The organism is Spirillospora sp. NPDC046719, from assembly GCF_040645715.1.
Lineage (GTDB): Bacteria > Actinomycetota > Actinomycetes > Streptosporangiales > Streptosporangiaceae > Spirillospora.
On record NZ_JBEYYT010000020.1, the window covers coordinates 13,327 to 36,289 of the forward strand.

Genomic DNA, 22,963 nt, shown 5'->3' on the forward strand with positions numbered 1-22,963 from the left:
CGCCCACTATAAATGGGCGGTCGCCCACTTGGTCAAGGAGGGATGCACTGTGCCGACCGGGGTGGCTCTGCGGGACGCGCGGCAGCAACTGTTCGACGCGGCCGAGCGCGTCCTGCTCCGCGACGGGCCGAACGCGCTGACCAGCCGCGCCGTCACCACCGAGGCCGGATGCGCCAAGGGCGTCCTGCACCGGCACTTCAGCGACTTCGACACCTTCCTCGCCGAACTCGTCGAGGACCGCATCGCCCGCGTCCGGGCCCAGGAGGCCGAGCTGTGCGAGCGGGCCGGGACGGGGACCGTCGTCGGCAACCTCGCCGAGGCCCTGACCGGGGTGTTCGAGACGGTCGCGGTCGCGATCGTCGCCCTCATCACGTCGCGGGACGAGCTGCGCGCGAAGCTCCGGGCGACCAGGCCGACGGGGGTCCCGCTGGCCACCGAGGCGGTCACCATGATCGCGTCCTACCTCGCCGCCGAGCGCGACCTCGGGCGCGTCGCCGCCGACGCCGACGTGGACACCCTCGCGCCGATGCTGGTCGGCGCGGGGCACCTGGCGTTCGCCGACCGGACCGGCCCACGCCCGAGCCCCGAGGCCGTCCGCAAGGTCGTCGCCACCACCGTCGCCGGGGTGGTCCGCGACCGTTGATCCCTCAACGGGCCGCGCGGTGGCCCAGGCCGCTGACGCGCAGTAGCGCCGGGGTGAGGACGAGCAGGGCGGCGGCCAGGGCCGCGATCGCGAGCATCGCTCCGCGCAGTCCCACGGCGTCGGCCCACAGCCCGACGTAGACCGGGCCGAAGAGGAATCCGAGGTAGGACACGGTCGAGACGACGGACGTCGCGCGGCCGCGGCGGGCCTCCTCGACGTCGCGGGAGACGATGCCGAGCAGGGTGGGGAACAGCACCGCGGTCCCGGCGGCGGCCACCGCGAGCCCCGCCGCCGCGACGAGCAGCGTGGGCGCCGCCGCGATGAGGGCCGCGCCGGTCGCGGCGGCCACCGCGCCGCCGAGGAGGACGGCGCGGGCATGGGCGGCTCCGAGCCCGCCGATGGCGAACCGGGTGACCGCGACCGCGCCGGCGAACACGGCGGGGGCGACGGCGCTCAGCCCGGCGCCCGAATGGAGTTCGTCGTGGGCGAAGACCGCGCTCCAGCTCTGGTGGGCGTTCTCCCCGGCGAATCCGAGCGCGCCCAGCGTGCCGATGAGCACGAACGGGACGAGGCCGCGCCGTCCGGGCGGAGCAGGATCTGCTTCCGCGACGCGCTCGCGCCCCTGACCGGCGCTCCCGTCGTCCAAGGCCCTGACCAGCGCGGCGCCCGCCGCCAGGGAGAGGACGGCCACGGCCGCGAACGGGACCGCGACCGGCAGCGACGCGACCGCCCCGGTGGCGAGGCTCGCGAGGACCACGAGCCCCGAGAAGACGCCGTGGGCGCGGGTGATGACGGGGCGGCCGGCCGTTCTCTCGGCGCGGCCCGCGACCGCGTTCATGGCCACGTCCGCCGCTCCGCTGGTCGCGCCGACGACGGTCAGCCCCGCGCACAGGGACGCCAGGTTCGCCGCGGTCAGCACCATCGCGGCACCGGCGCAGCCCAGGGCGGCGATGGCCGCGCCCGCGACCCTCGGCCCCCACCGATCGAGCGCCCTGCCCATGAGCAGCATCGACGGGAGGGCGCCCGCGCCGACGAACAGCAGCGCGAAACCGAGCCGGCCGTCGTCGAGCCCGGCCTGCCGCTGCACCCGCGGCACGGACGCGCCCCACACTCCCCAGAACGCGCCGAACGCCGCGAAGGCCACGATCGCCGCGGCGATCAGGCGGCGCGGCGGGTGAACGGACGTATCCGACATATGTGTAACGATACACAGCCTCGCTAGGCTGGTCGCCATGGAATCGTCCGCGGGTTCGAAGCGGGTGACGCTCGCGCAGGTGGCCGAACTGGCCGGCGTGTCGGTCATGACCGCCTCCTACGCCTACAACCGGCCGGAGCGCGTGTCGGACCGGGCCCGGTCGAAGGTGCTCGACGCCGCCGCGCGGCTCGGGTACGCCGGCCCGGATCCGAGCGCCCGGTCGCTGCGCCGCGGCAGCACCCGCGCCCTCGGCGTCGTCATGGGAGAGCATCTGAGCTACGCCTTCGAGGACCCGGAGGCGGCGTCCTTCCTGGCGGGGATCGCCGACGTCTGCGCCGACCGCGGGTACGGCATGACGATCCTGCCGATCACGGGCGCCGCCGACGACGGCCGGCGGATCACCGAGGCCGCGGTCGACGGGTTCGTCGTCTGGACCACCTCCGACGACGACCCGGTCCTGTCGGCCGTCCAGGCCGTGAAGCGTCCGGCGGTGGTGCACGGAGGTCCGGCGGTCCCCGGGATCGGGCTGGTCGGCATCGACGACCGCGCGGCGGCCCGCGCGGTGGGCGCGATCGCGTTCGCGGGGGCCGAGCGTCCGGCGGTGGTGAGCTTCCCGCTCTCCCGGGACCGGATCAGCATGGTCACCACGGGCATCGATCCGGCGGACGTGCTGTTCCCGGTGACGCGCGAGCGGCTGGAGGGCTACCGGCGCGCGGCCGAGGACGCTGGTATCGCCTGGCGCGACGTGACCGTGGCGGTGTGCTCGCGCAATGACGGAGCCGAAGCCGAGCGGCTCACGGCGGCCCTGCTGGCCTCCCCCGAGCCGCCCGACGCGATCGCCGCGATGAGCGACCAGCAGGCGGCGGGGGTCGTGCATGCCGTCCGCGCCGCCGGCCGCACCGTCCCCGGCGACGTGGCGGTGACCGGCTGGGACGACGCGGCGGTGGCGGCCCGGCTGGGGTTGACGACCGTCGCGCAATCGCTGCGCGAGCAGGGCGCCGCCTGCGCGCGTGCCGCGCTGGGTGAGGAACCTGACCCCGAGGCCGCGTCGTGGTCCATCGTCCGCCGGACCAGCACCCGCCCCGGCCAGGAGGAGGCCGCGTCCTCCTGATGGACCGCTACCGCCTCGCGGTCAGACCACGTCCGCTAAGCGTCGTACCGGCCACGCTTGACGTCCCGGAGGAACACCGACCACTCCCCCGTGCTGAAAGCCAGCACAGGCCCTGACGGATCCTTCGAGTCCCGCGCCACGACCCGCCGCGCCATATCCCCGACCTCGACGCACTCAGTTCCCTGACCGGAGCTATGACTGCTGGTACGCCACCGCGCGGTGGACGTCTCCTGCCCGCTCACAGGTCGTGAGCACCCCGCTTCACGTCATTGAGGAACGCCCGCCACTCCCCCGGACCGAACGTCAACACCGGCCCGGCTGGGTCCTTCGAGTCCCGCGCAGCAACCATTTGGGCTCGCCCTGCGACCTCCACGCACTGTGTCGCATCGCCACCACTGTGACTGCTCGTCCGCCACCGCAGCGCAGGCGTCTCTCGCCCACTCATCTGTCGTGAACCCCGTGCTTGACGTCAGCGAGGAAAGCCCGCCACTCCCCAGGCATGAACTTCAACGTCGGCCCGGACGGGTCGCTGGAGTCCCTGGTGAGGACACCTCGTGTCGCGCGCCTGACCTCCACGCACTCAGCCGGGTCCTGCGTGCTGTAGCTGCTCTTGCGCCAACGCGCCCGCTCAGAGGAGTGTCCGCTCATAGTTCAGACGCTATCTCCTTGATGCGGTTACGGGAATCCATCTTCGAGAGGGAGCGTGACATCAGCTCTCCGTGCACTTTTTCGTACTCCGCAATCTTCGACGGCTCATCAACGAGCCAACTCCGCGTGAGACTGTGGGTTGCCACGACCTGCACGGGGGCCTCCGACCCGACATCGAGTATCGAGAAGGACCCGTCCATGCCAGGGTGCGCCCCCGCGCACAACGGCATCACCCTCAGGGAATGGCGACTCCGATCAGCGATCTCCACCAATCTGGTGAGCTGCTCTTTCATTACGCTCGGGCTCCCGACGAGCATTCGCAACGCGGCTTCTGCAATGATCCAGGAGACGTGCAGCGAGGATTTTTCGAGGACGCGCTGCCGCATCAGCCGAAACTCGACCGCCTTGTTCCCATGGGGCTCGCTTCGAAGGGGGTCGTACGCCCTGAACACGGCGGCGATGTAGGCGGGGGTCTGAAGAAGCCCCGGGATCGCCATGCTCTCGAAGGAGCGAATACGCGAAGCATCCCCTTCGAGCGACACGAAGTCGACGATGAAGGGGCCCTTGGGAACGTCGAAGTCGCGCCACCAGCCAGGCTTGCGCCCCTGCGCGGCCAGGTCGAGCAGGAGTGCACGCTCACGTTCATCTGTGATGCCGTAGTGGTCGAGGATTTGGCGGAGGTCACGGGGGCGGATGGCGCGGTGGCCGTTCTCGTAGGCACTGAGCGAGGCCGGGGAGCGTTCGACCAGCCGGGCCGCGGCTTCCTGCGTCAGACCGCGCTCGTCCCGGTACCGGCGGAGCGCCCCGCCGATCTTTCGCCGACGATACGACAACTGATCTTCTGACGACATGTGAGCATCATGTCACGCTGCGCGTTCGATCGGGAGTGGCTTGCCACGGTTTCAAAACATTCGAAGTTAGATACTTCAGCTTTTGGAGGCACCCACAGCGGATGGCCCTCACCTCGCGGGAAGGCATTGATACCCGGAGGGGTGGTGGCGAGCCTTGCGGAGGCAGAAGAGAGGAAGGAAACGATGGCATCCGGCAAGGCTCGATATGTATGGACGGGAACAGAGAACGGCATGGAGCTTCTGGGGGCGCTCACGCTTCCGGGAGTTGACCGTTCCGTCCCTTATGCTCGGCTTTTTCTGCGGGACACGCTGGTTCCCGGGCACATCTCCCCCGGGTCGGAATTGCTCGCGGACATGGCGCTGGTGGTGGACGAGCTGGCGGCCAACGGCATCCGGCACACCGCGTCCGGGAGGGGCGGGAAGATCACGATCGCGCTGTGGGCGGGACGTGGGGTTCTGCGCGCCGAGGTGACCGATGACGGCGCGGGCGGCGCGCGGCCGGTCGTGCGGAGCGAGCCGGGCGGCGAGAGCGGGCGCGGCCTGCACATCGTCGCCGCGCTCGCGAAGGCGTGGGGCCACCGCTCGGACGGCCCCCGCACCACCGTCTGGGCCGAGTTCCCGTCAGTCCGCGGCGCGGGTTCGCCATGAATGCGCGGACGGGCCTTTGGCCATGTCGGTGAAGTAGCTGTCGTGGTGGACGAAGAAGGCGGCCCGTTCCTCGTCGCTCATACCGGCGAGGTGGGCGACTCCTTCGAAGTAGCCTTCCCGGGCCGCGCCCGGCGAGAACAGCATGAGGAAGTCGACGGGCTCGCCGGACTCGTTCCCGAAGGAATGCAGTCCACCGGGCGGCACATAGAGGAAGTCGCCGGCCGACGCGTCGAACCACCGGTCGCCGTCGTAGACGCGCAGCGTCCCGGCCACGACATAGAACGACTCGGACATCGTCCTGTGGAAGTGGGGGCTGGTCCCGAACGCGTCGGGTCCCATGCGCACCCGGTACAAGCCGAACTCGCCGCCGGTCGACGCCTTGGTAGCGAGGTAGTCGGTCCGCCCTCCGGAGGGCGTGACGAGGTCGGCCGGTGTCCCGGCGGGGCGGAAACGCGCGCTGACCTCCCCTTCCTCCTCGTGGTAGCGAACCGGTGGATAGTCGCCGTCCAGCCAGGTCATCTCGTCTCCTCGTCCTGTTTCGGAGGGCGCGGAACCCGCGCCCGAGCGATTCTTCCTGGTAAGATACCAGGAAGAGAATAGCGAGAGAGGTGGGCCGGTGGACGACGCGGTGGACGAGGTGATGGCGGCCTGGCGCCGGGAGCGTCCCGACGTGGACACGTGGCCGGTCGGGATCGTGGGGCGCGTGCAGCGGCTGTCGCGGCTGCTGGAGGCCGAGATCCAGGCGTTCTTCAAACGGCACGGCCTGGACAACAGCGAGGCCGACGTCCTGACCACGCTCCGGCGGTCCGGCGAGCCCTACGAGCTGACCCCGGGGCAGCTCGTCAAGGCGTCGATGGTCACCTCGGGCGCCATCACCAAGCGGATCGACCGCATGGAGGCCAAGGGGCTCGTCGAACGGGTCCCGGACGCCGCCGACCGCCGGACGGTCCGCGTCCGGCTCACCGACCACGGCCGCCGGACCATCGACGACCTGTTCGGCCTGCACGTGGCCAACGAGACCCGCCTGCTGCAGGCCCTCGACCGCGACCGGGCCGACCAGCTGGCCGACGCGCTGCGGATCCTGCTGCGGTCGCTCGGCGACACGTCCCTCACCTGAACGCGCCACCGAACCGCGCACCGGGGCTTACGGCCGGTCGAGTCTCGTTCTGAGCCATTCGAGGGCTGCGGTGCCCTGGGCGGTCTGGAATTCGCGGAGGGTGGGCAGGCCGGGCGGCGGAGGGCGGCGGCCATTGCCGATGAGGAAGCCGGACCAGGCGACGAGGGCGGTCGTCACCGCGTCGCCGTCGGCGCGGCGCGCGACCGGGTGGGCGGCGAAGACGTCCTCGCAGGGCGGGCCGCCCTGCATGCGGAGGCTGGGCAGGAAGAGCATCAGGTCGAACCACGGCGCCGCCCGGCAGGCCCACGGCCAGTCGACGACGACCACGCGGTCCGGGGTGAGGAGGAGGTTGTCCGCGCGCAGGTCGGCGTGGGCGAGGGTGGTGCCGGAGACGGCGGAGGGCCAGCCGGGCTCGGCGGCGGCGAGGCGCGCGAGGTTCCGCGCCGCCCACGGGTCGAGGCCCGCCAGGTCGTCGTCGCCCCGGCGGTGGGCGGCGAGGAGGTGCCGCCAGCCCTGGAACTCGTCCGCGAAGCGCTCCTCGGCGGGCGGTGCGGAGAGGGGCGCGGGCGTCAGGCTTCGGGACAGGTCGGCGACGGCGTCCAGGACGCGGGCCAGCTCGCCGGGGTCCCATGGCTGGGCGGGCGGTGCGCCGTCGACGTCCTCGAAGAGCAGGACGACCCAGCCGTCGCGGTCGAACGAGCCGAGGAAGGCGGGTGTGGGCGCGTCCTCCGGGAGGGCGGCGGCGATGGCCGCCTCGGCGCGGTGGATGGCGGGGCTGTCGGGGTTCGGCGCCGGGCCGACCGCCTTGACGAACGCGCGGCGGCCGTCGGCGAGGCGGAGGCGGGCGGCGACGCCCGGGGAGAACCCGCCGGGCTGCGTCGCGGCCTCCACCACGTCGCCGCCGAGCCGTTCCTCGACGTCCGCGCGCAGCGCGGCGGGGACCGCTTCCCAGGGCAGTCGGCGGCCGGTCGCGGGTGGTGGTGTCATCCGAGCATGCTGGCGAGGGCGCCCGGACGAGCGCAACGGGATTTGTTTCTGTAAGGCGGCTCACAACGACCCGCCGGGAAGTTGGTGGCGAGCTTCATTCCGCGGCGGTCGGGCGTGGGCGACAGTTTCCGGCAACCACCCCGAGGCCGGAGGTCGTCCCATGAGCACCCTCAGTCGCCGTTCGTTCCTGCAGGTGTCCGCCGGAAGCGGGCTGGCCGTCGCGCTGGGCGGGGCGCTCGGGCGCCCGGCGTCCGCGGCGGAGAGGACGGACTACAAGGCGATCGTGGTCGGATCCGGGTTCGGCGGGTCGATCAGCGCGTGCCGGCTCGGGCAGGCCGGCGTGGACACGCTCGTCCTGGAACGCGGCCAGGAATGGACGACGGACCCGCAGAAGGCGGTGTTCGGATCGCAGCTGAACTACAGCGAGAAGATGTTCTGGTTCCGCAATTACGCGGACTGGCCGATGGTCCTGCCGTTCCCCATGACGCCGTACGCGGGCGTCATGGAGGTGTCGAACGAGAAGAACCTGAACATCGCGTGCGGCGCGGGGCTCGGCGGCGGGTCGCTGGTGTACACGTGCGCGACGGTGGCACCGCCGCGGAAGTACTTCGAGAAGCTGTTCCCGGCGGACATCACCTATCAGGAGATGACGTCGAAGTGGTACCCGAAGGTGCAGTCGGTGCTGAAGCCGAGCGTGATGCCGGACGACGTCTACGGGTCGGCGCCGTTCACGCATTCGCGGGTGTGGGACCAGCACGTCGCGAAGGCCGGGTACACGTCCGAGCGGCTGATGTCGATGTTCAACTGGGACGTGCTGCGCAAGGAACTGGCCGGCACGGTGCGTCCGTCCGCCATCGCGGGCGAAGCGGACTTCGGGTGCAGCGACGGCGCCAAGAACAGCCTGACGGTGAACTACATCCCGGCGGCGAAGGCGACCGGGAAGGTGCGGTTCCAGACGATGAGCGAGGTGACGTCGATCGGGATCGGGACGGACGGCAGGTACCGGCTGGCCGTCCGGCATCTCGACACCGCGGGCAGGACCCTCGACACCGTCGAGTACACCTGCGACATGCTCTTCCTGTGCGCCGGGACGCTCAACACCAACCGGCTGCTCGTCGCGGCGCGGGAGACGGGCGCGCTGCCCGACCTGGACGCGTCGGTGGGGACGGGGTTCGGCGACAACGGCGACCAGTACGCCGGGTACAGCTACGCGGGTCCGGCGGGGCCGAGCCAGGGCGCGCCGAGCGCGTCCACGATCTTCGTGGACGGGGAGTTCGAGCTGCCGATGCGGGTGGAGAGCTGGCAGCTCATCGAGGCGCAGGGCCTGCCGATCGTGCAGACGCTGGTGATGACCGCCGACCTGGAGAACCGCGCGACCTTCGTCTACGACAAGGCCGGCAAGACGGTGAAGCTGTCGGACTGGGCGGGCAAGGCGGACGCGGCGGCGAAGTCGGCGACGGACTGGGTGAACAAGGTGATGCACGCCAACGCCGACGCCATCCCGATCGCGGTGACGTGGCCGGCGACGCTGACGGCGCATCCGCTGGGCGGGTGCGTGCTCGGCACCTCGTCCGACCTGTACGGCCGGGTGAAGGGCTACAAGGGCCTGTACGCGCTGGACGGGTCGATGGTCCCGGGCAGCGTCGGCGGCGCGAATCCGTCGTTCACGATCGCCGCGCTCGCCGAGCGCGGCATCGCCGACATCATCGCCAAGGCCGGCTGACGCCGCCCGGGTCCCCGGTCAGGCGTTCGGCGGCAGCGCCGTGCCCGCGCCGCGGCGGCGGACGGACACCGTCTCGGCGCGGCGGTGCTCCGGCATGCTGGGCGTGTCGGCGCCCTCCACCTCGAAGCCGAGGTCCTCGATCATCTCCAGGTCGGCCTTGCCGGCCTGGCCCTCGCTGGTCAGGTAGTCGCCGAGGAAGATCGAGTTGACGACGTGCAGGGCGAGCGGCTGCAGGCTGCGCAGGTGGATCTCGCGGCCGCCGGCGAGCCGGACCTCCACGTCCGGGTGGACGAACCGGACCATCGCGAGGATCCGCAGGCAGCGCTGCGGGGTGAGCGCCCACCGCTCGGCGAGGGGCGTGCCGTCGAACGGGATGAGGAAGTTGACGGGGACCGAGTCCACGCCGAGGTCGCGGAGCGCGAACGCGACGTCGACGAGGTCCTCGTCGGTCTCCCCCATCCCGGCGATGAGGCCGGAGCACGGGGACAGGCCGGCGTCCTTCGACTTCTGGACGGTGTCCTGCCGGTCGCTGAAGTCGTGGGTGGTGCAGATGTCGCCGTACACGCCCTCGGAGGTGTTGAGGTTGTGGTTGTAGGCGTGCGCGCCGGCCTCGGCGAGCCGCTCGCCCTGGCCGTCGCGGAGCAGGCCGAGGCAGGCGCAGATCTCCACGTCGCCGCGCTCCTTGATCGCGGCGATGGTGTCGGCGACGCGCTCGACGTCGCGGTCCGTCGGGCCGCGGCCGCTGGCGACCAGGCAGACCCGCTTGGCGCCCGCCGCCATCCCGGCGGCGGCCGCGTCGGCGGCCTCCTCGGGCTTCAGCCACGTGTACTTGAGGACGTCGGCCTTCGAGCCGAGCCGCTGCGAGCAGTACGAGCAGTCCTCGGGGCACAGCCCGGACTTGAGGTTGACCAGGTAGTTCAGCTTGACCCGGCGGCCGAACCAGTGCCGGCGGACACGGCCGGCGGCGGCCACCACGTCGAGGATGTCGTCGTCGGACGTCGCCAGCACCGCCAGCGCCTCGTCCCGCGTCGGCGGCTCGCGCCGCAGTCCCTTGCCGGCCAGGGTCTCGAGAAGGCTCATGACAGAGGATCCTTGCAGAAGCGCCCCGCGGTGTTGATGAGCAGGGCCGACAAACCGGACCGATCAGGCTTTGTACCGCAGGACGGAGCAGAGCGCGTCGAGCGCGGCGGCGTAGCCGGACCGGAGCGGGGTGCTGTAGCCGACGACGAGTCCCCGCGGGCGCCCGTCCGGCCGCTGCCAGAACTCGCCGAGCGGCTGGAGCGCGAGGCCGCGCGCCGCCGCCCGCGCCATGATCTCGGCCTCGCCGGGACCGCCGTCCGGGAGCAGGACGAGCGCGTGCAGCCCGGCCGCGACGCCCAGCACGCGCACGTGCGGCGCCCGCCGCCGCAGCGCCCCGACCAGTTCGTCCCGGCGGCGCCGGTAGCGCAGCCGGGCGGCGCGCACGTGCCGGTCGTAGGCGTGGCCGGTGATCAGGTCGGCGAGGACGAGCTGCCCGAGCGACGGGGTGTGCGCGTCGGCGAGGCGCTTGGCCTCCGCGACCGGCTCGACCAGGGCGTCGGGCAGCACCAGCCACGCCAGCCGCAGCGCCGGCGCGAGGGTCTTGGACGCGGTGCCCGCGTAGACGACGTGGCCCGGCGCGGTGCCCTGGAGGGAGCCGACGGGCTGGCGGTCGTAGCGGAACTCGCCGTCGTAGTCGTCCTCGACGACGAGCCCGCCGGTGTCGCGCGCCCACGCGGCCGCGGCGCGGCGGCGGTCCGGGGCGAGCGTGGCGCCGGACGGGTACTGGTGCGCCGGGGTGAGCACCGCCGCGCCGGCGTCCACGGGCAGGTCGGTGCGGGCGCCGAGGCCGTCCACCGGCAGCGGGACGACCCGGAGCCCCGCGCGGGCGACGATCATGCGGTGGTACGGATGCCCCGGCTCCTCCATGGCGACGGCGGACGTCCCGGCGTCGCCGAGGACCCGGGCGAGCAGGCCGAGCCCCTGCGCGTACCCGGACGTGATCACGATCCGGCCGGGGTCGGCGTCGACGCCCCGGACGCGCCGCAGGTAGCCGGCGAGGGCGTCGCGCAGCTCAGGCCGCCCGCGCGGGTCGCTGAGCGCGTGCGCCTCGGGGCCCGCCGTGGTCAGGACGCGGCGCGTCGAGCGCAGCCAGGCCGACGCGGGAAAGGTGCCGAGGTCGGGGCGGCCGGGCCGCAGGTCGTGCGCGACCGTCCCGGCGGTCGCCCACGAACCGGCCCAGACGGGCCCGCCGGGCGGCGCGGGCGAGGGTTTCGCGGGCGCGGGCTTCCCGGTCTCCGCGGAACGGATCTCGGCGGAAGGGATCTCCGCGGAACGGATCTCGGCGACCCGGGTCGCGGCGCCCTGGCGGGCCGTCAGGTAGCCCTCGGCGATCAGCTGGTCGTAGGCGGCCGTCACCGTGCCGCGCGAGACGCCGAGCTGGGCGGCGAGGGCGCGCGTCGAGGGGACGACCGCGCCCGGCCCGAGGCGCCCGGACCTGACCGCGTCGCGGAGGGCGCGTTCGAGGGCGTCCCGGCGCCCGCCGGACGGGTCGAGCTCCAGGTGCAGGTCGACTCCTGGACTGGTCCACTCTTCCGCCATGGAACTGGATCTTAAGGTTGGTCCTGTCGCGGCCTAGATTCGCGGCATGATCACTTTCGCGCAGCTCAGCGACACCCATCTCGACGGCGGGGAGCGCGCTCTCGAACGCACCCGCCGGGTCATGCGGCACCTGGACGGGCTGCCGCTCGACGCCGTCCTCGTCACCGGGGACGTCGCCGACCACGGCGCGCCCGCCGAGTACGAGGAGGCCCGCGCGGTCCTCCGGTCGCCGCACCCCGTGCTGACCTGCCCCGGCAACCACGACCGGCGGGAGGCGTTCCGCAAGGCGCTGCTCGGCGAGGAGCCGTCCGGCGGGCCGGTCGACCGGGTCCACGAGATCGGGGGCGCGGTCTTCGCCATGTGCGACTCGTCCGTCCCCGGGGAGGACCACGGGTACCTCTCAGACGAGACGCTCGGCTGGCTGGACGGCGTGCTCGGCGACCGCCCCGGCGCTCCGGCGTTCGTCTGCTTCCACCATCCGCCGGTGACGCTCGGCGTCCCGTACGTCGACGGGATCCGGCTGTTCGGGGCGGAACGGCTCGCCGCCGTGCTCGACCGGCACCCGCAGGTGGTGGCCGTGCTGTGCGGGCACGCGCACACGGCGGCGGCCACCACGTTCGCCGGGCGGCCGCTGCTGGTGGCGCCGGGGGTCGTCTCCACCATCCGGCTCCCCGGGCAGGGCGGCCCCGTCGCCGACTATGAGGCGCCGCCCGGCGTCGCGTTCCACACGCTGGACGACGAGCGGCGCCTCACGACGCACTACCGGCCGGTCCCCGGTGGGTCGTCCACGTCCGCGTGATCTCCTCGGCGGCGTCGCGGACGAGCGCCCGGTACCGCTCCACGGCCTCCGGGGTGAAGCGGTGCCGGGGGCCGCAGACGCTGATCGAGCCGTGCACCTCGCCGTCCGGGCCGAACAGCGGTGCGGCGACCGACCCGGCGTCGGCCTGCCGCTCCCCCAGCGAGACGCCGACGCCCTCGCGGGCCGTCTCGGCGAGCTGGGCGCGCAGCGCCGCCACGTCGGTGACGGTGCCGGGGGTCAGCGCGGCCAGCGGGCGGGCCAGCAGCGCCTCGCGGCGCTCCTCGGGCAGGAAGGCGAGGATCACCTTGCCCGAGGAGCCCGCGTGCAGCGGGAACCGGCGGCCGACCTCGACGGTCATCTTGACCTCGTGCGGGCTCTCGAACTGGTCGAGGTAGACCCGCTCATCGGCGACGAGCCCGGACAGCGTCGTCGTCTCGCCGGTCTCGTCGCGCAGCCGGCGCAGCACCGGCGCGGCGGCATTGCGGACGTTGAACCGGCGCAGCGCGCTGACGCCGAGCGCGACGGCGGCGGGCCCGAGCCGGTACCCGCCGGGGTCCGCCTCCAGCATCTCCCGCGACACCAGCGACTGCAGGATGCGGTGCACGACGGCCTTGGAGATGCCGAGCTCCCGGCTGATCGCGCTGACGCCGAGGTACTGCGGCCCCCCGGCGAACAGCAGCAGCACGTCGGCGACCCGGCCGGCCACCTCCGTGCCGGACGACTGCCGTTCTGCGGTCTGGTTGGTCACGCGATGATCCTAGGGAGCCGTCAGCGACCGCGCCGCAGGTACTTGCCGACCGGGTCGCCGAGCACCTTCCCGTCGGAGTACACGTGGTTGCCGCGCACGAACGTGTCGGTGACCCTCGCCGTCATCGGGAAGCCCTCGAACGGGGTGTACTCCTGCGTGGACTCCGAGTCGGCGGCGCGCACCGTCCAGGACACGTCCGGGTCGACCAGCGCGATGTCGGCGTCGTAGCCCTCGGCGATGGTCCCCTTGGTGAGCAGGCCGTAGCGGCGGGCCGGGTTCCACGAGGTCAGCTGCGCGACGCGCTGGAGCGGCAGGCCGCGCTTGGCGCCCTCGCCGACCAGGCCGGGCAGCAGGTACTCGGCGCCGCCGAACCCGGACTTGGCCAGGAAGATGTCGTCGCGGTCGGCGCCGAACTTCATCTCGTCGCGGCAGCAGGCGTGGTCGCTGACGACCCAGTCGACCTCGCCGGCGAGGACGTGCCGCCAGAGCGCCTCGACGTCCTCGCGGTCGCGCAGCGGCGGGTTGACCTTGCCGCCGAGGCCGTGCGCGGTGTCGACGTCGGCGAGCAGGTGCCCGATCGTGACCTCCCGGCGGAAGTCGATGTGCGGGAACGCCGACGCCATGATCAGCGCCGCCGACAGCGCCTTCTCCGACGACAGGTGCAGCAGGTTGATGTTCGGCAGGCCCGTCTCGTGCGCGAGGTAGGAGGCGATGGTGACGGCGAGGCCCTCGGAGTGCGGCGGGCGGGAGGCGCTGTAGGCGCGCAGGCCGGTGAGCTTCCCCTCCCGCTCGACCATCTTCGTGTACGCCGTCATGATCTCGGCGGTCTCGCAATGCAGCGACAGCGAGATGTGGTCGGCGTAGTCGGACAGCTGCTCGCGGGCCTTCTGGATGCCGCGCATGACGAACTCGAAGTGCGCGATGTCGTACCGCTCGTCCGGCGGCGTCATCAGGAACTCGCTCTGGCTGGTGGAGCGGCCGTGCAGCCCGTGGCTCCCGTAGAACATGAAGATCTTGAACGAGGTGACGCCGTGCTCCTCGACGAGGTACGGGATCTCCTCGATGTGCTCGGCCATCATCGGCGCGAGGTGGAAGGCGTAGTCGACGTAGGCGTTGCCGCTCGCGGCGCTCAGCACCTCGGGGAAGAACTCGCGGTACGGGCCGCCCTTGTTCAGGTAGTACTGCCCGGTCCGCATGTAGGTCAGCGAGGTGGTGACGCCGCCCTGCGCGCTGGCGCGGCTCTCCGAACGGGTGTCGGTGGCGAGCTCGTTGTAGATGCCCCAGTGCTGGTGCGCGTCCACCACGCCGGGGAACGCCAGCTTGCCGCCGCCGTCCACCACCGTCGCGGCGTCGTCATCGGGCAGGTCGGGCGCGAGGCGGACGATGGTGCCGTCGTTGACGGCGATGTCGAGGCGCTCGGGCTCGGCGCCCTCGGGAGCGTCGGGACGGACCACCCGCACGTTCTTCAGCAGCAGCTCGGTCGTGGCCAATTCATCTCTCCTCAGTGTCGTGGGGCGGTCAGCGTTCGGAAGGTCCGGGGGCGGGGCGGCGGCGCGCGACGTCGCCGGCCGCGAGGTAGGCGAGCCCGAAGGCGGGCAGCAGGCCGTTGCCGGGCAGGTAGCCGTCGGCGCCGTGGCCGGAGATCCCGGCCGCCGCGCCGCCCGCCGCGTACAGGCCGGGGATGGGGCGGTCGTCGTGGTCGACGACGGCGGCGTCCTCGTTGACGATCAGCCCGCCCTGGGTGTGGAACAGCGCCGGGACGACCCGGACCGCCGCGTACGGCGCGGCGAGCGGGCGCTCCCAGTTGGCGCGGCCGTGCTCGTCGGCGCGCTCGCCGCGGGCGACGGCGGCGGCGGTCTCCAGTTCGGCGGCGAGGGCACCGGCGGGCAGCCCGGTGGCCTCGGCGAGGCCGTCGGCGTCGTCGGCCCAGACCAGCACGCCCGACTCGACGGTGTCGCGGAAGTCCTTGAACGGCTCGCACTGGTGGAAGATCGTCTCGTCCAGGACGATCCAGCCGGTGGCGCCGGGCCGGGCGGCGAGTTCGGCGGCGTACTCGGAGTAGCCGCGGGTCTCGTCGCCGAACCGGCGGCCCTCCAGGTCGACCATGATCGCGCCGTGGATGATCGTGGCCCAGCCGACGAGGGTGCCCGCGCCGGCGGCGATCGCGCCGTGCCCCTGGTAGGCGTCCAGGTAGCCGGTGGCCGCGCCGAGGCCGCCGCCGATGCGCAGCGCGTCGCCGAGCGACTGGTCGCTGCCCTGGTAGAGGGCGTCGGCGATCTCCGGGAGGTGGCGGCGCACGAGGTCCCGGTCCGCGCCGAAACCGTTGGTGGCCAGCAGCACGGCCCGGGTCGGGATCTCCTCCTCCGTCCCGTCGGGGTACCGCACGACGGCCGCGCGGACCGCGCCGTCCCCGCCCGTCGCCACGTTCGTGAGCTTCGCGGGGACGAGCAGGTCGATGTTCGGGTGCGCGCGAGCGCGACGGGCCAGGTGGTCGATCACGCTGGAGCCGTGCCGCCCGGGGACGGAGTGGCAGCGCGTGACGGAGTGGCCCGGGTAGTTGAAGTCGGTGACCAGGTCGAGCGGCAGCTCCACCGAGTCGGCGAGCCACTCGACGAGCGGCGCGCTGACCTCCGCGAGCGTGCGGGCGAGCCGGGCGTCGGCGCGGCCCTTGGTCTTGGCCTCGATGTCGGCGACGAACCGGTCCGGGGAGTCGTCCACGCCCTGCTCGGCCTGCCAGCGTGAGCCGGCGCCGGGGAACATCGCCGTGGACATCGAGGTGTTGTTGCCGCGCCGGAAGTGCTCGCTGGACTCCACGACGACCACGGTCAGTCCCAGCTCGGCGGCGCGCAGCGCCCCGGCGAGGCCGCCGCCGGCGCCCGCCACGACGAGATCGATGTCGGTCAAGACGCCCTCCCGGCGACGAGCACCTGCAGTGCGAGGGCGGTCGGGTCGACGACCTCCGCCCGGAACCGGCCCTCCTCCACGTCCACGGCGGAGCAGCCGTTGATCACGGCGGCGGCGCCCTGCGCGGCGAGCGCGTCGACCGCCTCGCCGAGCGCGGCGTTCCACGTCTCGCCCTCGGCGACGGCGTCGAACGGAAGTTCCAGCACGGCGATGCCGGCGACATATTCGTCCAGCCCGTAGGCCTTGAGGCGGCGGCCCAGCTCCGCGCCGATCGCCTCGTTCCGCACCACGGCCCCGAATCGGACATTCTTCGCAGCAAGCGCCATGCTACTCAGCCTCAGCAGCCCGTTGACCGGAACGCGCTGGTCAGCGGGCCCGTCCGGGACGGCGGGGTCGAGCACGCAGTCGGGGAGGACGACGTCCCAGGCCGCGTCCGGCTCGGCCACGGCGGCGGCCACGGCGGCGGCGACCTCGCGCTCGGAGACCCGGATCGACGCCTCGTCGTCCAGCGATCCCGGGGCGCCGGGTCCGACGTCGCGCAGCTCGATGCTCAGCCCGGCGGGGGCGAGCCGGTCGTAGCGGGCCTGCCGCCGCGTGATCTCCTCCGGCGGCAGGTGGATCGGCGTCACGGACAGTGCGCGCATCAACTCGGCTCCTTCTCGGCGGTGTCGTCGGCCAGCCCGCGCAGCGCGCCGCCGACGCGGGCCAGTGCGGGCAGTTCGCGGGCGACCTCGGCGGCGCGGTCGACCAGGGCGGCGCGGCCCGGCAGCCACGCCTTCAGCATCCGGATCACGTCCGGCTCGGTGAGCGGCTCGTGGTCGGCGTCGCCGACCGGGTTCGGCTGCTCGCGGGTGAGGGACGTGCCGTCGTCCAGCTCGATCGTCACGCGGGCGGCGCGCTCGGCGGGCAGCCGCGCGGTCAGGTCGCCGGCCGCGACCAGGCGGACCCGGCGGGCGAGGTCCCGCAGCGCGGGGTCGCCGAGCCGGGCGGCGTCGGAGGCGCGCGGCCCGACCTCGCCGTCCAGCAGCGCGGTCGCGACGACGAACGGGGTGGAGAACATCGCCGACAGCCGGTTGTCCCATTCGGGCGACCCGAGCCCGGCGCCGAGCGCGTGCGTCTCGACGAGGATCCGGCTGATCCTGGACGGGTCGAGGCCCGCGCGCAGCGGGAGCACCGCGTCGGCGGCCGGGTGGGTGAACGAGCACGACGCGTGCCGCTTGAAGTAGCCGCGCGTGACGTCCCAGCGCTCGCCGAGCCCGTCCGTCAGCTCGGCGGCGTCGAAACCGCCGAGCAGGTCGCCGAGCGAGCCGCCCGCAGTGCCGGTGTTGCGGGCCAGGCCGGCGGCCGCCATCCGCGCCGCGACCAGCCCCGACAGGTTCGACGCGCCCATCCACGCGTCGCGGACCGGGTTCCCGTCCGTGGCGGACGAGAAGTGCCCCGCGACCGGCAGCCCGGCGCCGGCGTCGATCGCGGCGGCGGTGGCCTCGGGGCCGAGCCGCAGCAGCCGGGCGCAGCCGGCGGCGGCGCCGGCGACGCCCCAGCTCCCGTGCGGGTGCGCGCCGGGCCGGAGCGAGGTCGCCCGCCCGAACCGGGACGCGACCTCGTAGGCGGCCAGCAGCGCGGCGGCCGTGTCCGGGCCCGTCGCGTCGAGCTCGGACGCCAGCGCCAGCACGGCGGGGAACCCGTGCGCCGCCGGATGCCCCTTGGCGTACTTGTTGCCCTCGTCCAGCTCCAGCGAGACCAGCGCCATCGCGTTCAGCCAGGCCGCGGCGTCGACGGTGACGGACCGGCCCGCGCCGATCAGCGGGGCGGGGCCGTCCGGAGCGTTCCACGCCGACCGCAGCGCGGCCTGCTCGTCCAGCGCCGCGCCGAGCGCGGTCACCCCGAAGGTGTCCAGCAGGACCAGCGACAGCCGGTCGAGCACGGGGCGCGGCACGTCCGCGGTGTCCAGGGCGGCGGCCCACTCCCCCAGCCGCGCCGCCGCCCGCTTCGCTTCGTCGTTCACAGTCCCAGGTAGGCCTTCCTGACCTCGGCGGATCCGGCCAGCTCGGCGCCCGTCCCGTGCAGCACGGTCGAGCCACTCTCCAGCACGTAGGCGCGGTCGGCGATGCCGAGCGCCTGCTTGGCGTTCTGCTCGACGAGCAGCACCGCCACCCCGGAGTCGCGGATCGCCTTGACCGCGTCGAGCACCGCCCAGGTGAGCTTGGGCGACAGGCCGGTGGACGGCTCGTCCAGCATGAGCAGCCTCGGGCGGGCCATCAGCGCGCGGCCGATCGCGAGCATCTGCTGCTGCCCGCCGGAGAACGTCTGCGCGACCGTGGAGCGGCGCTCGGCGAGCACCGGGAACAGCGCGAACACCTCGCGCATGTCCTTGTCGATCTCGGCGGCGGGCCGCGTCCAGGCGCCCATCCGCAGGTTCTCCTCGACGGTGAGCGTGCCGAACAGCGCCCGGTCCTCCGGGACGTGCACCAGCCCGTCGCGGACGAGCTGGTCGGGGCGGCGGCCCGCGGTGGACGCGCCGCCGAACGTGATCGTCCCGGACGTTGCGCGCAGCTGCCCGCAGACGGCCCGCAGCGTCGTCGTCTTGCCCGCGCCGTTCGCGCCGACGAGCGCGACGATCTCGCCCGCGCCGACCTCCAGGTCGATCTCGTGCAGGATCTGCATCCGGCCGTAGCCGGCGCAGAGCTTGTCAATCCTCAGCATCGCCGGGCTCCTCTCCGAGATACGCCTCGATCACCCGGGGGTCGGAGGTGACCTGCTCGGCGGAGCCGGTGGCCAGCACCCGCCCCTGGTCGAGGACCAGCACCCGGTCCGACAGCCGCATCACGGCGGCCATGATGTGCTCGATGAACAGCAGCGTCGTGCCGTCCTCCTCGCGCAGCGCGGCGAGCAGGTCCAGGACGGGCTCGCGCTCGGCGGGGACGAGGCCGGCGAGCACCTCGTCCAGCAGCAGCACCTTCGGCCGCATGGCGAGGGCGCGGGCCAGTTCGAGGCGCTTGAGGCCGGCGGTCGGCAACTCCGTCGCGGGACGGTGCGCCCACGGGCCGAGCCCGACCCGCTCCACCACCTCCATCGCCTCGCCGCGCAGCCTGCGCAGCGGCCCCCGGCGGTGCTGCGCGGCCAGGCCCACGTTCTCCAGGACGCTCATGCTCCCGAACGGGCGCATCAGCTGGAACGTGCGGACCATGCCGGCGCGGGCGATCCGGTGCGGCGCCGTGCCGGTGACGTCCTTGCGGCCGAACACGACCCGGCCCGCGTCGGGCGCGATCGCGCCGCTGATCACGTTGAACAGGGTGGTCTTCCCGGCGCCGTTCGGGCCGATGATCCCGAGGATCTCCCCCGGCTCCACCTCGAACCCGACCTCCGACAGGGCGCGCAGGCCCCGGAAGTCCTTGCCGACGCCGTCGACGTCCAGCAGCTTCACCGCCGCCACCTCGCTTGGATCGTGCCGACGATGCCCTTCGGCAGCACCCGGACGATGAGGATCAGCAGGACCGCGTAGAGCGCGACGTCCAGGCCGCTGCGGCCCTGCAGGAAGTTCAGGAAGTCCGGCGGCGTGCGCAGCAGCGTCGCCGTCAGGTCCGACAGCGACCCGAGGATGATCGCCCCGACCACCGGGCCCCAGACCGTGCCGATCCCGCCGATCACCACGGTCGCGATCGCCTGGATCGACACCGAGGAGCCGAACGCCAGGTCCGGGTTCACGAACAGGTAGTACTGCGTGTAGAAGGCACCGGCGACCGCGGTGATCGCCGCCGACAGCGCGACGGTGACCAGCTTGTAGCGCATCACCGGGGTGCCGAGCGCGGCGGCCGCCACCTCGTCGTCGCGGATCGCGGTGACGTAGCGTCCCGTCCGCGAGTGCAGGAACAGGATGCTGACCAGCGCGGCGATCCCGGCGAGCGCGAGCGCGACCCAGAAGTAGGCGGGCGAGTCCGCGGCGAACTGGATCTTCCAGAGCGAGGAGCCCTGGATCAGCGGGACGCTGAACCCGACGGCCTTGTTGGTGAAGTCGGTGGTGGTGGCGACCAGCCGGAGCATCTCGGCGAACGCGAACGTCGCGAGGGCGAAGTAGGCGCCGCGCAGCTTGTAGCGGAACGCGAAGTACCCGATGACGACGGCGACGACGGCCGCGACCGCCATCCCGGCGAGCATCCCGATCCACGGCGACACGTCGTGCTTCACCAGCAGGTACGCGCTGGTGTAGGCGCCGAGGCCGAAGAACGCCGCGTGCCCGAAGCTGAACATCCCGCCGAACCCGCTCATCACGTTCCAGCCGATGGCCATCAGCAGGAAGATCAGGATGCGGACCGCGACCGCGCCCATCGCGGGCGGCAGCACCAGCGGCAGCGGGATCGCGACGACCAGCAGCACGGCGAGGACGGCCAGCTGCCGGTTCTGCGGGCGCAGCGGCGGCGCCTTGACCGGGCGGACGGCGCCGCCCGTGTCGCGCCCGCCGGCGATGGTGAGGCCGCTCATGCCTGCGCCCTGCGAGGGGACGACCCCCCGCGCCCCCCGGTTCGCTCCGCTCATGACTTCCTCCCGAAGAGGCCCTCGGGCCGCAGGAACAGCACGACCAGGAACACGACGAACACCCCGAGCAGCGAGCTCTGCCCGCCCATGTAGATGGTGGTGAGCTGCTCGACCAGGCCGATCAGCAGGCCGCCGACCAGCGCGCCCGCGACGTTGCCCATGCCGCCGAGCACCACCACCACGAACGCGGTGATGTTGAACTGGTCGCCGAGCGTCGGCGTGACGGTGACCAGCGGCGCCGCCAGCACGGCGGCGGCGCCGGCGCAGGCCGTCCCGATCGCGAACGTGAGGGTGTGGACGCGGCGGACGTTCACGCCGACCAGCTCCGCGCCCTGCCCGTTCGCCGCGACCGCGCGGATCGCGGTGCCGAACCGGGTGCGGCGCAGCAGGTAGAACAGCACCGCGCCGATCAGGATCGCGCCGATGAAGGCGTACAGCCGGCCGCCGGTCACCACCGCGCCGAACAGCGAGAACTGGAAGTCGCCGGGCAGCGGGACGTTCTTCGGCTCGGCGCCGAAGAACATCAGCAGCCCGTTCTCCAGCAGCAGCGACAGCCCGAGGGTGATCAGCAGCTGGTTCTCCAGCGTCGCGCCGCCCGAGCCGCTGAGCAGGCCGCGGTGCACGACCGCGCCGACGAGGAACAGCGCGGGGACCGCGATGACGAGGGTGAGGTAGGGGTGCAGGCCCGTGCCCTGCACCACCCCGAAGGCGATGAACATCGCGACGGCCAGCAGGGCGCCGTGCGCGAAGTTGACGATGTCCAGCACGCCGAAGATCAGCGTGAGGCCCATCGCGATCAGCCCGTACAGACCGCCGGTCAGCAGGCCGGTCACCACCGACTGCCAGACGACCAGGCCGCTGCCGGACCGGATCAGCGCGACCGCGATGGCGATCGCGACCAGGCCGCCGGTGAGGGCGGCGCGCTTGAGGACGGGGCCGCGCAGGGCGGCCGCTCTGAGGTTCGCAGTTGTGTCGCTCATGGCCGCCACGTCACCGAGTAGTTGGGCTGGGATTCGGCCTTGTCCTGGGGATAGACCTGCTTGATCTGCCCGTTCTGCACCTGCATGAGGACGGGCAGCGCGTTCCTGTTGTCGCCGTTGGCCGCGAAGGCGATCGGCCCGGTGCCGACGGTCAGCGGCCGCACCTGCGACGAGGCGATCGCGGCGCGGACCTTCTTCGGGTCGGTGCTCGCGGCCCGCTCCACGCCCTGCGCGATCACCTGGACGGCGTCGTAGGCGAGGACGGCGCCGGTGCGCATCGGCGCGCCGAAGCGCTTCTGGTACTCGGCGCGCAGCTTCACCGTGCCGGGGTTCTGCGCGTCGTAGTGGTAGTTGGTGCTGAAGTAGCGCTCGCCGAGCGAGCCGACGTCGCTGACGAACTTGGGCTGGTCGAACGCGCCGTCCGACACGCCCCACACCGCGTTCAGGTTCGGCTTGACCGCGTTGATCGCCTTGGCGGCGAGGAGCCCGTCGCGGTAGTAGCCGGCGACGGCCAGCACGTCCGCGCCGGACGCCTTGACCTGGGTGATCTGCGCGGTGAGGTCGGACGCGGTCACCGCGTCGTAGCTGATGTTCGGGCCGACCTGGATGCCGAGCTTCTTCGCCGCCTTGGCGAACGCCTCGGCGGCACCGCTGCCGAAGTCGGTCTGCTCGTGCAGGAACGCCACCTTCTTGACGGGCTTGCCCGCCTTCTCCGAGACCTCCTTGAGGTAGCGGGCCGCCGCGTCCGCGATCGCCGCGCTGCCCGGCTGCACCCGGAACGAGTACTTGTAGCCGTGCGAGAAGATCGCGTCCGACGCGGTGACGTCCATGACGAACGGGACGCGGTTGCGCTCGGCGACCACGGACACGTTGGTGCTGACCGCGCTCTGGTAGGTGCCGACGAGGCCGACCGCGCCCTCGGAGATCAGCCGCTGCGCCTCGCTCTGGCCGACCTCCGCCTTGCCCTGGGTGTCGCCGGTTTCCAGCTCCACCTTGCGGCCGCCCAGTGACTTGATGCCTCCGGCGGCGTTGATCGCCTCGACCGCCATCTGCGCGCCGCGCCGCATCTGCTGGCCGTCGACCGCGTTCGCGCCGCTGACCGGGTGCAGGGCGCCGATCCGCACCGGGCCGCTGTCGCGGCCGGCCGCGGCCCCGGCGGCGCCCGAGGGCGCCGAGCCGCCGCAGCCGGCGGTGGCGGCCAGCAGGGCCGCGCACGCGCCGAGCCCGGCGGCGAGCTTTCGAGCCGACATTCACCTCTCCTGCCTGCCCGGCGCCACCTCGCGACGATCGTTCCGCTTAGAGGAACACCAGGCCACTGATGCGTCATGGTGGCATCCATCACGTGACCTGGTCAATATCTTGGTGAAACTTGACGGAACTCGACAGCCGGTGCCAACTTGAAGACATCCGGCGCCGGCACGGCACCGGAACATGGACTTACCATTGTTCCGCTAAGA

Annotated in this window: 25 protein-coding genes; 6 read left to right on the forward strand and 19 right to left on the reverse strand. The window is 72.9% G+C overall.

Features of this window, described 5'->3' with window-relative positions; translation table 11 throughout:
• The first annotated feature begins 49 nt into the window (after positions 1-49).
• Entirely contained in the window at positions 50-643 is a 594-nt protein-coding gene (locus tag ABZ914_RS06000; protein ID WP_500191959.1) for a TetR/AcrR family transcriptional regulator, read from the forward strand.
• Positions 644-647: 4 nt separating this feature from the next.
• Here ABZ914_RS06000 and ABZ914_RS06005 read toward each other — a convergent pair whose 3' ends face one another.
• On the reverse strand, positions 648-1,838 hold the full coding sequence (locus ABZ914_RS06005; RefSeq protein WP_500191960.1) for an MFS transporter: 1,191 nt from the start codon (positions 1,836-1,838) through the stop codon (positions 648-650).
• Between the two features lie 37 nt (positions 1,839-1,875).
• Between ABZ914_RS06005 and ABZ914_RS06010 the strand changes: the two genes are divergently transcribed.
• On the forward strand, positions 1,876-2,949 hold the full coding sequence (locus tag ABZ914_RS06010) for a LacI family DNA-binding transcriptional regulator (protein ID WP_500191961.1): 1,074 nt from the start codon (positions 1,876-1,878) through the stop codon (positions 2,947-2,949).
• 35 nt (positions 2,950-2,984) lie between these two features.
• On the opposite strand, the gene ABZ914_RS06015 is transcribed toward ABZ914_RS06010, so the two are convergent.
• From ABZ914_RS06015 to ABZ914_RS06030, 4 genes are read right to left on the reverse strand one after another with little or no spacing between them, the layout of a single operon-like run.
• The gene (locus tag ABZ914_RS06015) at positions 2,985-3,191 is read right to left on the reverse strand and encodes a DUF397 domain-containing protein (RefSeq protein ID WP_500191963.1); all 207 of its coding nucleotides are present in this window, start codon (positions 3,189-3,191) and stop codon (positions 2,985-2,987) included.
• Positions 3,188-3,394: a DUF397 domain-containing protein gene (locus tag ABZ914_RS06020; RefSeq protein WP_500191964.1), complete on the reverse strand. Its 207-nt coding sequence runs from the start codon at positions 3,392-3,394 to the stop codon at positions 3,188-3,190. The genes ABZ914_RS06015 and ABZ914_RS06020 overlap by 4 nt, the downstream gene beginning before the upstream one ends.
• On the reverse strand, positions 3,391-3,597 hold the full coding sequence (locus tag ABZ914_RS06025; protein ID WP_500191965.1) for a DUF397 domain-containing protein: 207 nt from the start codon (positions 3,595-3,597) through the stop codon (positions 3,391-3,393). Before ABZ914_RS06025 ends, ABZ914_RS06020 begins: the two co-directional genes overlap by 4 nt.
• On the reverse strand, positions 3,594-4,448 hold the full coding sequence (locus ABZ914_RS06030) for a helix-turn-helix domain-containing protein (RefSeq protein ID WP_500191966.1): 855 nt from the start codon (positions 4,446-4,448) through the stop codon (positions 3,594-3,596). The genes ABZ914_RS06025 and ABZ914_RS06030 overlap by 4 nt, the downstream gene beginning before the upstream one ends.
• Before the next feature lie 231 nt (positions 4,449-4,679).
• On the opposite strand from ABZ914_RS06030, the gene ABZ914_RS06035 reads away from it, so the two are divergent.
• Complete coding sequence (locus ABZ914_RS06035; RefSeq protein WP_500191967.1) at positions 4,680-5,096, forward strand: ATP-binding protein; 417 nt, start codon at positions 4,680-4,682, stop codon at positions 5,094-5,096.
• Here the strand turns inward: ABZ914_RS06035 and ABZ914_RS06040 are convergent.
• Complete coding sequence (locus tag ABZ914_RS06040) at positions 5,070-5,615, reverse strand: cupin domain-containing protein (RefSeq protein ID WP_500191968.1); 546 nt, start codon at positions 5,613-5,615, stop codon at positions 5,070-5,072. The genes ABZ914_RS06035 and ABZ914_RS06040 overlap by 27 nt on opposite strands.
• A 97-nt stretch (positions 5,616-5,712) precedes the next feature.
• Here ABZ914_RS06040 and ABZ914_RS06045 point away from each other — a divergent pair, with 97 nt between their 5' ends.
• Complete coding sequence (locus tag ABZ914_RS06045; protein WP_500191969.1) at positions 5,713-6,213, forward strand: MarR family winged helix-turn-helix transcriptional regulator; 501 nt, start codon at positions 5,713-5,715, stop codon at positions 6,211-6,213.
• Positions 6,214-6,240: 27 nt separating this feature from the next.
• Here the strand turns inward: ABZ914_RS06045 and ABZ914_RS06050 are convergent, their stop codons facing one another.
• Positions 6,241-7,200, reverse strand: coding sequence for an aminoglycoside phosphotransferase family protein (locus ABZ914_RS06050; RefSeq protein WP_500191970.1), 960 nt, complete (start codon positions 7,198-7,200; stop codon positions 6,241-6,243).
• 160 nt (positions 7,201-7,360) lie between these two features.
• Here ABZ914_RS06050 and ABZ914_RS06055 point away from each other — a divergent pair, with 160 nt between their 5' ends.
• Positions 7,361-8,923 carry a GMC oxidoreductase gene (locus ABZ914_RS06055; RefSeq protein WP_500191971.1) on the forward strand — a complete coding sequence of 521 codons (1,563 nt, stop codon included), beginning with the start codon at positions 7,361-7,363 and terminating at the stop codon, positions 8,921-8,923.
• Positions 8,924-8,941: 18 nt separating this feature from the next.
• Here the strand turns inward: ABZ914_RS06055 and bioB are convergent, their stop codons facing one another.
• Together bioB and pdxR are read right to left on the reverse strand one after the other, a co-directional pair.
• Positions 8,942-10,003, reverse strand: coding sequence for a biotin synthase BioB (gene bioB, locus ABZ914_RS06060; protein WP_500191972.1), 1,062 nt, complete (start codon positions 10,001-10,003; stop codon positions 8,942-8,944).
• Between the two features lie 63 nt (positions 10,004-10,066).
• Positions 10,067-11,542, reverse strand: a complete 1,476-nt coding sequence (pdxR, locus tag ABZ914_RS06065; protein WP_500191973.1) for a MocR-like pyridoxine biosynthesis transcription factor PdxR — start codon at positions 11,540-11,542, stop codon at positions 10,067-10,069.
• Positions 11,543-11,588: 46 nt separating this feature from the next.
• Between pdxR and ABZ914_RS06070 the strand changes: the two genes are divergently transcribed.
• Positions 11,589-12,341 (forward strand): phosphodiesterase, encoded by a 753-nt coding sequence (locus tag ABZ914_RS06070; RefSeq protein ID WP_500191974.1) that lies wholly within the window; start codon positions 11,589-11,591, stop codon positions 12,339-12,341.
• Here the strand turns inward: ABZ914_RS06070 and ABZ914_RS06075 are convergent.
• Genes ABZ914_RS06075 through ABZ914_RS06120 form a run of 10 tightly spaced genes read right to left on the reverse strand, consistent with a single transcriptional unit; the run spans position 12,292 to position 22,756 of the window.
• Positions 12,292-13,089, reverse strand: coding sequence for an IclR family transcriptional regulator (locus ABZ914_RS06075; protein ID WP_500191975.1), 798 nt, complete (start codon positions 13,087-13,089; stop codon positions 12,292-12,294). The two genes, ABZ914_RS06070 and ABZ914_RS06075, sit on opposite strands and share 50 nt — an antisense overlap.
• Positions 13,090-13,109: 20 nt before the next feature.
• Positions 13,110-14,579 (reverse strand): dihydroorotase, encoded by a 1,470-nt coding sequence (locus ABZ914_RS06080; RefSeq protein WP_500191976.1) that lies wholly within the window; start codon positions 14,577-14,579, stop codon positions 13,110-13,112.
• 28 nt (positions 14,580-14,607) lie between these two features.
• Positions 14,608-15,993: an FAD-dependent oxidoreductase gene (locus ABZ914_RS06085; RefSeq protein ID WP_500191977.1), complete on the reverse strand. Its 1,386-nt coding sequence runs from the start codon at positions 15,991-15,993 to the stop codon at positions 14,608-14,610.
• The gene (locus ABZ914_RS06090) at positions 15,990-16,637 is read right to left on the reverse strand and encodes an aspartate/glutamate racemase family protein (RefSeq protein ID WP_500191978.1); all 648 of its coding nucleotides are present in this window, start codon (positions 16,635-16,637) and stop codon (positions 15,990-15,992) included. Before ABZ914_RS06090 ends, ABZ914_RS06085 begins: the two co-directional genes overlap by 4 nt.
• The gene (locus tag ABZ914_RS06095; RefSeq protein ID WP_500191979.1) at positions 16,637-17,998 is read right to left on the reverse strand and encodes an MmgE/PrpD family protein; all 1,362 of its coding nucleotides are present in this window, start codon (positions 17,996-17,998) and stop codon (positions 16,637-16,639) included. The genes ABZ914_RS06090 and ABZ914_RS06095 overlap by 1 nt, the downstream gene beginning before the upstream one ends.
• Entirely contained in the window at positions 17,995-18,696 is a 702-nt protein-coding gene (locus ABZ914_RS06100) for an ABC transporter ATP-binding protein (RefSeq protein ID WP_500191980.1), read from the reverse strand. Before ABZ914_RS06100 ends, ABZ914_RS06095 begins: the two co-directional genes overlap by 4 nt.
• On the reverse strand, positions 18,683-19,417 hold the full coding sequence (locus ABZ914_RS06105) for an ATP-binding cassette domain-containing protein (RefSeq protein WP_206699934.1): 735 nt from the start codon (positions 19,415-19,417) through the stop codon (positions 18,683-18,685). The genes ABZ914_RS06100 and ABZ914_RS06105 overlap by 14 nt, the downstream gene beginning before the upstream one ends.
• Positions 19,414-20,526, reverse strand: coding sequence for a branched-chain amino acid ABC transporter permease (locus ABZ914_RS06110; protein WP_500191981.1), 1,113 nt, complete (start codon positions 20,524-20,526; stop codon positions 19,414-19,416). The genes ABZ914_RS06105 and ABZ914_RS06110 overlap by 4 nt, the downstream gene beginning before the upstream one ends.
• Entirely contained in the window at positions 20,523-21,506 is a 984-nt protein-coding gene (locus tag ABZ914_RS06115) for a branched-chain amino acid ABC transporter permease (RefSeq protein WP_190856322.1), read from the reverse strand. The genes ABZ914_RS06110 and ABZ914_RS06115 overlap by 4 nt, the downstream gene beginning before the upstream one ends.
• Positions 21,503-22,756, reverse strand: coding sequence for an ABC transporter substrate-binding protein (locus ABZ914_RS06120; protein WP_500191983.1), 1,254 nt, complete (start codon positions 22,754-22,756; stop codon positions 21,503-21,505). Before ABZ914_RS06120 ends, ABZ914_RS06115 begins: the two co-directional genes overlap by 4 nt.
• Positions 22,757-22,963 lie beyond the last annotated feature (207 nt).

Excerpts from the sequence above, each read along its gene's own strand:
- ABZ914_RS06005 (WP_500191960.1), bottom strand. The coding sequence starts at position 1,838 with ATGTCGGATACGTCCGTTCACCCGCCGCGCCGCCTGATCGCCGCGGCG.
- ABZ914_RS06010 (WP_500191961.1), top strand. The coding sequence starts at position 1,876 with ATGGAATCGTCCGCGGGTTCGAAGCGGGTGACGCTCGCGCAGGTGGCC.
- ABZ914_RS06020 (WP_500191964.1), bottom strand. The coding sequence starts at position 3,394 with ATGAGTGGGCGAGAGACGCCTGCGCTGCGGTGGCGGACGAGCAGTCAC.
- ABZ914_RS06025 (WP_500191965.1), bottom strand. The coding sequence starts at position 3,597 with ATGAGCGGACACTCCTCTGAGCGGGCGCGTTGGCGCAAGAGCAGCTAC.
- ABZ914_RS06030 (WP_500191966.1), bottom strand. The coding sequence starts at position 4,448 with ATGTCGTCAGAAGATCAGTTGTCGTATCGTCGGCGAAAGATCGGCGGG.
- ABZ914_RS06035 (WP_500191967.1), top strand. The coding sequence starts at position 4,680 with ATGGAGCTTCTGGGGGCGCTCACGCTTCCGGGAGTTGACCGTTCCGTC.
- ABZ914_RS06040 (WP_500191968.1), bottom strand. The coding sequence starts at position 5,615 with ATGACCTGGCTGGACGGCGACTATCCACCGGTTCGCTACCACGAGGAG.
- ABZ914_RS06050 (WP_500191970.1), bottom strand. The coding sequence starts at position 7,200 with ATGACACCACCACCCGCGACCGGCCGCCGACTGCCCTGGGAAGCGGTC.
- ABZ914_RS06055 (WP_500191971.1), top strand. The coding sequence starts at position 7,361 with ATGAGCACCCTCAGTCGCCGTTCGTTCCTGCAGGTGTCCGCCGGAAGC.
- bioB (WP_500191972.1), bottom strand. The coding sequence starts at position 10,003 with ATGAGCCTTCTCGAGACCCTGGCCGGCAAGGGACTGCGGCGCGAGCCG.
- pdxR (WP_500191973.1), bottom strand. The coding sequence starts at position 11,542 with ATGGCGGAAGAGTGGACCAGTCCAGGAGTCGACCTGCACCTGGAGCTC.
- ABZ914_RS06070 (WP_500191974.1), top strand. The coding sequence starts at position 11,589 with ATGATCACTTTCGCGCAGCTCAGCGACACCCATCTCGACGGCGGGGAG.
- ABZ914_RS06090 (WP_500191978.1), bottom strand. The coding sequence starts at position 16,637 with ATGCGCGCACTGTCCGTGACGCCGATCCACCTGCCGCCGGAGGAGATC.
- ABZ914_RS06100 (WP_500191980.1), bottom strand. The coding sequence starts at position 18,696 with ATGCTGAGGATTGACAAGCTCTGCGCCGGCTACGGCCGGATGCAGATC.
- ABZ914_RS06110 (WP_500191981.1), bottom strand. The coding sequence starts at position 20,526 with ATGAGCGGAGCGAACCGGGGGGCGCGGGGGGTCGTCCCCTCGCAGGGC.
- ABZ914_RS06115 (WP_190856322.1), bottom strand. The coding sequence starts at position 21,506 with ATGAGCGACACAACTGCGAACCTCAGAGCGGCCGCCCTGCGCGGCCCC.
- ABZ914_RS06120 (WP_500191983.1), bottom strand. The coding sequence starts at position 22,756 with ATGTCGGCTCGAAAGCTCGCCGCCGGGCTCGGCGCGTGCGCGGCCCTG.